Here is an 8,057-nt window from a genome sequence, read left to right on the forward strand (position 1 = left end):
AGTCAGTTGGTTCCGGGCCGTTCGCCCATCAGCCGCACCATCAATGCCTCCAGCCGCTTGGGATCGATCGCCCTGACGACCTCGGCCGGCTGCTCGCCAAGGTCGGGTCGATAGTCGCGGCGCCAGGACAGCATGTCGCCATAGCCGGGTCCGAACTGCGTATTATAGTCGATGTAAAGCGTTTCGCGCCGGGTGATCATGCGGGGGTCGAGCCACACGCCGGCGGCAATCTCGTCCCATAGAGGAAAGCCCGGCTCCATCGCGCTGATATAAGTGGCAAGCCGGGCAGGCGCTGCCTTCGCCATGCGATCGATCAGCGCTTTGGTGCGCTGTGTGTCGGTCGAGGGATCGACCGGGACGATGGTGATCTTCCGCCACGGGCTGCGCGATACGATGCTGGCCGCTTCGGGATCGAAGCGGATGTTGAATTCGCGGCGGGGCGTATTGACGAACTCGCGAGCGAACTGCGCTGCGGACACGGTGTCGAGCGTCTGCCGGGGATTGAGGCTGCCGCCCATATAGACCAGCTCCTTCGCCAGCCCGGCAAAGGCGGGGTCCAGCCGTTGCGCCAGCGCGAGGTTGGTAAGTGGCCCGCAGGCGACGATCGTCACCTCACCCGGATAGAGGCGGACCATGCGAATGAGGAAATTGGCGGCGATCTCGTCAGCGGGCTTGGTGGTGGGGTCGCCTTCAGGCAGATGCACCGGGTCGTCGGGACCGAAATAGGGCGGCGTACTCTGCTGGGTCGGCTCGACCCATTGCTTCATCCACGCGCCCTTCCAGGTGAGCTTGCCGTATAGTGCTTCCCAGCGATCGGTCTGCTTTTCGCTGTTGAGCAGCGGATAGGTCGCGCCCTGGGCGACCGGCACGTCGGTGCGGCCGGCAATCTCGAGCCCCCGCAGCACCATCGCGGTGGCGCGGTTGGCCCAGACATTGCCCGACACGGTGGTGATGCCCAGCACGTCCACATCGGGCGCCTGGAGCAGCATCAGGTGCATCAGCGCAAAGCCTTCGTCATCGATGATGACCTTGCGCGGGCCGTCCTGCGCCTGCACGGCGGTGACCGACATCAGGACAGAGAGAATGATCGCCAGCAGCCTCATGGTTGCGCCGCCACATAGGCGTCGATCCGTTCGAGATGCGCAGCGACTGCCTCGGGCGGCAGGAAGGAGCCGGTGAAACTGTTGCGCGCCAGGGTGACAAGCTGCACCCGCGTCAATCCCCGCGCCGTCGCGACGGCCCGGTAATTGTCCGCGACATAGCCGCCGAAATAGGCGGGATCGTCCGAATTGATCGTGGCATGGAGGCCGAGGTCCAGCATCCGGTCGATCGGATGATCCTCCATTTGGTCGATCACGCAGAGCTTCAGGTTGGAGAGCGGGCAGACGGTCAGGGGCATGTCCTCTCGCGCCAGCCGGTCCGTGAGAGTCATGTCCTCCAGCGATCGGTTTCCATGGTCGATGCGATCGACCTGCAAAATATCTAGCGCTTCATACACATAAGCGGGCGGTCCTTCCTCGCCGGCATGGGCGACCAGTTTCAGCCCCTTGTCCCGCGCTGTGGCGAAGACGCGGGCGAATTTCTCCGGCGGATGACCGACTTCGGACGAGTCCAGACCCACCGCGGCGATCCGGTCCAGCCAGGGTTCCGCCTGCGCCAGCGTCTCGAGCGCTTCGGCTTCGCTCAGATGGCGCAGGAAGCAAAGGATGAGGCGACTGGTGAGGCCATGTTCCGTTTCCGCTTGCGCGCAGGCGGACAGCAGCCCCTCGATTACCGTCTCGAAGGCGATGCCACGGGCTGTGTGGGTCTGCGGGTCGAACATGATTTCGGCGTGGAGCACGCCGTCTGCCGCTGCCCGGTCGAAATAGGCGGTCGCGAGATCGTGGAAATCCTCCCGCGTCCGCAGCACATCCGCTCCGGCATAATAGATGTCGAGGAAACCCTGAAGGTTGGAGAAGGCATAAGCCGTACGGACGTCCTCAACCGAGGCGTAGGGGATGGCGATGCCGTTCCGCTTCGCGAGCGCGAACATCAGCTCGGGTTCCAGGCTCCCTTCGATATGCAGGTGCAGCTCCGCCTTGGGCAGGCCGGCGATGAAAGCGTCGATGTCTGTCATGGGGTGCCTCCGCTAGTCCTGTCCCACGCGCATTCGCCCATGACGTAGGTCCGCGCAACGGCGCGATCGTCGCCCAATATCTGCAGCGCGAATAACCGATCGGCTAGCGATGCGCCGGCCGTCCGCCGCGCGAGCAGGGGTGTCGCGCCACTGTCCAGCACCACGAAATCCGCCTCCTGACCGGGCAGGAGGCTGCCGACCCGGTCGCCGATATGCAGCAGCGCGGCGCTGCCTGCCGTCGCCAGATAGAGCGCGCGGAACGGATCGAGCGCGGTGCCGCGCGCCAGCGCCGCCTGATAGGCGAGACCGGCGGTGAAGAGCATCGAGAAGGACGTGCCCGCGCCGATATCGGTGCCAAGGCCCAGCCGGATGCCATGCGTGTCGGCTTGCGCGAAATCGAAGAAGCCCGATCCCAGGAACAGGTTGGAACTGGGGCATATGGCGATGCCCGCGCCTGCCTGCGCCATTCGCGCGCAGGACCGGCCGCACATATGGATGGCATGGGCGAAGACCGACCGCGCGCCGACGAGGCCGAACCGGTCATAAGCGTCGAGATAATGATAGGCGTCGGGAAAGCGATCGATCACCGCCGCACATTCTTGCACATTTTCGGCTAGATGCGTGTGGAGCAGCATGTCGGGGTGCGCCGCCAGCAGCTCGCCCGCAAGCCTCAGTTGCGCGTCGCTGGAGGTCAGCGCGAAGCGGGGCGTCACCGCATAGGATAGCCGTCCTCGATTCCGCCAGCAGCGAATCAACGCTTCGCTGTCGTCGCGCGCGGCTTCGACCGTGTCGCGCAGCCCATCAGGCCCCAAGTCCATCAGCACCTTGCCCGACGCGATCCGCATGTTGCGGGCAAGCGCCGCGTTGAATAGCGCATCGACCGAATGGGCATGAACCGTGGGGAAGACCAGCGCGCTGGTCGTGCCGTTGCGGAGCAGTTCGTCCAGGAACAGGTCCGCTACTTCCCTCGCATGAGCGCGATCGGCAAAGGCTTGCTCGGCCGGAAAGATATGCCGTTCCAGCCAGTCGAGCAATTGCTCGCCATGCGCGGCGATGCGGTCCATCTGCGGATAATGGACATGCGCATCGACGAAGCCCGGCACGATCAAGCCGGCCAGGCTTTCCACGAGGATGCTCTGATACCGGTCGGCGAGATCCGCGTAAGCGCCCCGCGCCACGATGATGCCGTCTTCGACCACCAGCAGCCCGTCAGGGTCATGCCGGATGGCGTCTGGACGGGGGAGCGGATCGAGCGACACCGACAGGATTTCGCCGCGATAGGCTTTAAGTGTCATTGCTGCCTCATCTGAAGCAACTGGGCGAGCGTGGCGATGGCGATGACGTCCGGCTCCTTGCCGGCGATATCCGCGATGCCGATCGGACAGGTCAGCCGCGCGCGCGTTGCAGCATCTATCCCGTCCTTTTCCAGCCGGGAATGGAAACGAGCCCGCTTGGTCTCCGACCCGATCAGGCCGACGAAGGTGACCGGATTGCCGCTGAGGGCCGCCTTTGTCAGACTGTAGTCGAGCGCGTGATCGTGCGTCAGGATCAGGATGGCGGTATCCTCGGGCGCTTCGGTGACGCATTGCTCGAGTCCGGCTTCGGGTACGACAGTCACGCCCTCGACCGTCTCGAACACCGGCCGCGTGTCGAACCAGGCAAGGCGGAAGGGCAGGCCGACGCTATGGCGCGCGATCGCCTGACCGACATGACCCGCGCCGAACAGATAGAGCGGGCGGCGGCGCTGCCCGAATAGCTCCACCACGCTGCTCCCCGCGCGCGGCCGATCGCCCCGCGCCGAGAGGGGCGTCGCCGGCAGGGGGTGGGTGCAGTGCCGGTCGATGCGTTCGGCCATGAAGGTCGAGACCAGCGCCCGATCCTCGCCGGCATCGCCGATCCAGCCTAGCCCCGCCGGATCGACATGCTCGATGAGGAGCCGCACCCGCCCGCCGCAACATTGGCCGAGCAGCGGCCCCAGCGGATAGTCCTGTATGCGCCAACTGCCGGGCGGCAGGGCGAGGATCGCGCGCGCCTGCTCGACCGCCCGATATTCCAGCTGCCCGCCGCCGATTGTGCCAAACAGTGCGTCGCTGGTCACCAACATCCGGGTGCCAGCGCCGCGCGGAGCCGAGCCTTCGCTGGCAAGGATGCTGACCAGCGCTGCGGGGTGTCTGCGGGCGACCTCATCGAGCCATCCGAGCCAGTCGATCATGGCGCGCGATGATCCCGTAAGGCCCACAAAATCCGCTCGGGCGTTGCCGGCGCGCTGAGCGCGGGCAGGGCACGCTTGTGCGGCGCGACCGAAGCGACCGCGCGCGTCAGGGCCGAGAAGACCGAGATCGCCAGCATGAAGGGCGGTTCCCCAACCGCTTTGGACCGGTTGATGGTCGGTTGCACATTCTCCCCGTTCCACAGCGAAATCGTCATCCGCAACGGCCGGTCCGACGCGGTCGGGATCTTGTAGGTCGCGGGCGAATGGGTGAGGAGGCGGCCTTTATCGTCGAAGACCAGTTCCTCGGTCGTCAGCCAGCCTTGCCCCTGAAGGAAGCCGCCCTCGATCTGGCCCAGATCAATGAGCGGATTGAGCGATTTGCCGACATCATGAAGGATGTCCACGGCCAGCACCTTATGCTCTCCGGTCAGCAGGTCGATCGCGACCTCGCTGACCGCTGCACCATAGGCGAAATAATAAAAGGGTCTCCCCTTATGCGCGGCGCGATCATAGGCGATGTCGGGCGTCGCATAATAGCCGGTCGAGGCAAGCGAGATGCGGCCGATATGCGCCTTGCGGCAAAGCTGGCCGAAGGACAGGCTTTCCCGGCCGGCGACGACGCCATCGGGTGTGAAATGCACCTCATCGGTCAAGCAACCGAAGGTTCGCGCCGCAAAGTCGGTCAGCCGCGCGCGAATGGTCATCGCGGCGTTGTAGGCGGCCATGCCATTGAGGTCGGCACCGGAGGAAGCTGCCGTTGCTGATGTGTTGGGCACCTTGTCGGTGCGCGTCGCGGTGATCCGCACCTGATCGATCGGAACGGCGAAGACATCGGCGACGACTTGCGCCACCTTGATGTACAGCCCCTGGCCCATTTCGGTGCCGCCATGATTGATCTGGATGCTGCCGTCCGCATAGACCAGCACCAGCGCACCGGCCTGGTTGAGATGGGTCGTGGTGAAGCTGATTCCGAACTTGACGGGTGTCAGCGCGATCCCTTTCTTGATGATCGGGCTTGCCGCGTTGAAGGCGGCGATCTCCTCGCTCCGCTCGTCGTAACGGGCGTCGGCGCGCAGCCGGGCGATGATCTGCGGCGCGACATTGTCGGCGATGGTCATATCGTAGGGGGTTATGTCGCGGCCGGGGCCGTAGAGATTGGCCGTCCGGACGTCGAGCGGGTCCAGCCCCAGATGCGCGGCGACATCGTCAATGATCCGCTCGATCGCGATCATGCCCTGTGGCCCGCCGAAGCCGCGAAACGCGGTGTCGGAAACGGTGTTGGTCTTGAGCCGCTCCGACACGATCTCGATTGCGGGCAGATAATAGCAATTGTCGGCATGGAACATCGCGCGGTCGTTGATCGCCGGAGACAGGTCCACCGTAGCGCCGCAGCGCGAGGCGAGGCGCAGCTTGAGCGCCAGCACATGCCCTTCGGCGTCGAACCCGACATCATAGCCGATGCGGAACGCATGGCGTTTGCCCGTCATCGCCATGTCGTCGTCCCGGTCGCCGCGGAACTTGGCGGGCCGCCCGGTGCGATGCGCGACCAGCGCGGCGGCCGCGGCGAACAGGGCGGCCTGCGTCTCCTTGCCGCCGAAAGCGCCGCCCATGCGCCGCACCTCCACCGTCACGTCGGCCGAGCTGCGCTGGAGCATGTGGGCGACCAGATGCTGCACTTCGCTGGGATGCTGCGTCGAGGAGAGAATGTGCATCTGCCCGTCCTCGCCGGGCGTGGCGACGGCGACCTGCCCCTCCAGATAGAAATGATCCTGGCCACCGATATCAAACTCGCCGGTGAGGCTGAGTGGCGCGGCGGCCAACTCGGCGTCGGCGTCGCCCCGCGCCATGCGCTGCGTGGGCTCGATCAGCGATCCCGCCGCCTGCGCTGCTTCGATGGTGAGCAAGGCGGGTAGCGGTTCATAGTCGATCCGGCCCAGCCGTGCCGCCCGGCGCGCCGCCGTCTGGCTGGTGGCGGCGACCAAGAAGACCGCCTGCCCCACATGGAGCACTTCGCCATCGGCAAGCAGCCGGTCGTCGCCCGCGCCGGGGCTGACGTCGTTAGCACCCGGAATGTCCGCTGCGGTAAAGACCGCAACCACGCCGGGTGCCGCCCGCACGGCGTCGAGATTCATGGCGGCGAGGCGCGCATGGGCCTCGCTGCTCTGGCCGAAGGCGAGGTGAAGCATGCCCGCCGGCTCCGCCGAGTCGTCGGCGTAGCGCGCCATGCCGCTGACATGGAGCCGTGCGCTATCATGCGGATGGGAGGGCTTGGCCAAGACCGGCCGCTCGGAATCCCGCTCAGCCATGAGCCGTAAGACCGTCCAGCACGGATACGGTGTCGCCCTGCGCGCTATGCCACAGGCGCAGCAGCAGGTTGGAGGCGGCCTCCAGGCGATAGTCGGACGATCCCCGAACGTCGCTCAGCGGCGCATAGTCCGCGTGCAGGGCATCTGCCGCCTTTTCCATGGTCGCGCGTGAGAAGGGCTGACCTGTCAACGCCGCTTCGCACCTGCCCGCCCGCCGCGGCGTGGCCGCCATGCCGCCGAAGGCGACGCGCGCGCTCATGATCATTCCGGCCTCGACCGTCAGGTTGAATGCGCCGCAGACTGCCGAAATATCGCTGTCGAACCGACGCGAAAGCTTGGATATATGTACTAGCGCGTCCTTCGCCGGTCGGGGTATCCAGATGCTCTCGACACACTCGCCTGGCCGGAGATCCTGCTTGCCATAATCCAGGAAATACTCCTCCAGCGGTATCGTGCGGCGACCCTCGCGGCTCCGCAATGTCAGTTGGGAGCCCATCGCTATGAGAGCGGGCGGGCCGTCACCGATCGGTGATCCGTTGGCGATATTGCCGCCGACTGTTCCTGCATTGCGCACCTGAAGTCCGCCCACCCTACGTACAAGTTCGCCAAGGTCGGGGTGTAGCCGCGCCATGGCCGCATGCGCGTCGGCATAGCGGACGCCGGCGCCGATCCTCAGACCATCGGCTTCTTCCTCGATTCTGCGCAACTCAGCGATATCCGCCAGGAAGATGAGCGTGTCGATGATCTGCAATCCCTTCGTCACCCACAGCCCTACATCCGTCGCGCCCGCCACCATGCGTGCGTCGGGGTGTTCGGCGAGAAGCTCGATCAAGGCCGCAACGGTTCGCGGCGCGAACCATTGGCGGCCCTGATGGTTGCCCGTTGCGGTTTCCGGCGAGGAGAGGTTCTTGAGCGCCAACGCGACCGCCGTGTCATCCTGCGTTACTGGACCCACCGTCTTCCCCGCGTCCAGGATCGGGCCATAGCCGGTGCAGCGGCACAGATTGCCCGCGATTACGTCCGCTACCGGCAAATCATGGCCTACCGCGCCGATGCAGCGGCCATGGAGCGACATGACGAAACCCGGCGTGCAGAAGCCGCATTGCGAACTGCCATTGGCCGCCATGCAGTCTTGCAAAGGCGTGAGCGCGCCGTCCGCGCCACCCAGGCTCTCCACCGTCATCAGCGCCCGGCCATTGAGCATCGGCAGGAAAGTGATGCAGGCGTTGACCGACCGCCATTGCACCCGGTCCTCCTCCAGTTCGGCCACCAGCACGGTGCACGCGCCGCAGTCCCCTTCGGCGCAGCCCTCCTTAGTGCCGGTGCGACCCATGCGATAGCGCAGATGGTCCAGCAGCGTGGCGGTTGGATCGACATCTTCGATCTCCACGACATCGCCGTCGAGCAGGAAGCGCACGCCCAT

General features: G+C 65.6%; 6 protein-coding genes. All 6 read right to left on the reverse strand.

Going from position 1 to position 8,057, the window contains the following annotated elements; all coding sequences use genetic code 11:
- Positions 1–2: 2 nt before the first annotated feature.
- The 6 genes from ACFQ24_RS16165 to xdhA are packed head-to-tail and all read right to left on the reverse strand — an operon-like array spanning position 3 to position 8,057.
- Entirely contained in the window at positions 3–1,103 is a 1,101-nt protein-coding gene (locus tag ACFQ24_RS16165) for a nucleoside hydrolase (protein ID WP_380913057.1), read from the reverse strand.
- A complete protein-coding gene (locus ACFQ24_RS16170; protein ID WP_380913059.1) occupies positions 1,100–2,116 on the reverse strand; it encodes an adenosine deaminase in 1,017 nt (338 codons plus the stop codon). Before ACFQ24_RS16170 ends, ACFQ24_RS16165 begins: the two co-directional genes overlap by 4 nt.
- Positions 2,113–3,411 carry a guanine deaminase gene (gene guaD, locus ACFQ24_RS16175; protein WP_380913061.1) on the reverse strand — a complete coding sequence of 433 codons (1,299 nt, stop codon included), beginning with the start codon at positions 3,409–3,411 and terminating at the stop codon, positions 2,113–2,115. Before guaD ends, ACFQ24_RS16170 begins: the two co-directional genes overlap by 4 nt.
- Positions 3,408–4,328, reverse strand: a complete 921-nt coding sequence (xdhC, locus tag ACFQ24_RS16180) for a xanthine dehydrogenase accessory protein XdhC (protein WP_380913063.1) — start codon at positions 4,326–4,328, stop codon at positions 3,408–3,410. The genes guaD and xdhC overlap by 4 nt, the downstream gene beginning before the upstream one ends.
- Positions 4,325–6,604 (reverse strand): xanthine dehydrogenase molybdopterin binding subunit, encoded by a 2,280-nt coding sequence (xdhB, locus tag ACFQ24_RS16185; protein WP_380913065.1) that lies wholly within the window; start codon positions 6,602–6,604, stop codon positions 4,325–4,327. Before xdhB ends, xdhC begins: the two co-directional genes overlap by 4 nt.
- 22 nt (positions 6,605–6,626) lie before the next feature.
- Positions 6,627–8,057 (reverse strand): xanthine dehydrogenase small subunit, encoded by a 1,431-nt coding sequence (xdhA, locus tag ACFQ24_RS16190; protein WP_380913067.1) that lies wholly within the window; start codon positions 8,055–8,057, stop codon positions 6,627–6,629.

The sequence above is a fragment of the Sphingobium olei genome (genome assembly GCF_042678845.1).
Taxonomy (GTDB): domain Bacteria; phylum Pseudomonadota; class Alphaproteobacteria; order Sphingomonadales; family Sphingomonadaceae; genus Sphingobium; species Sphingobium olei.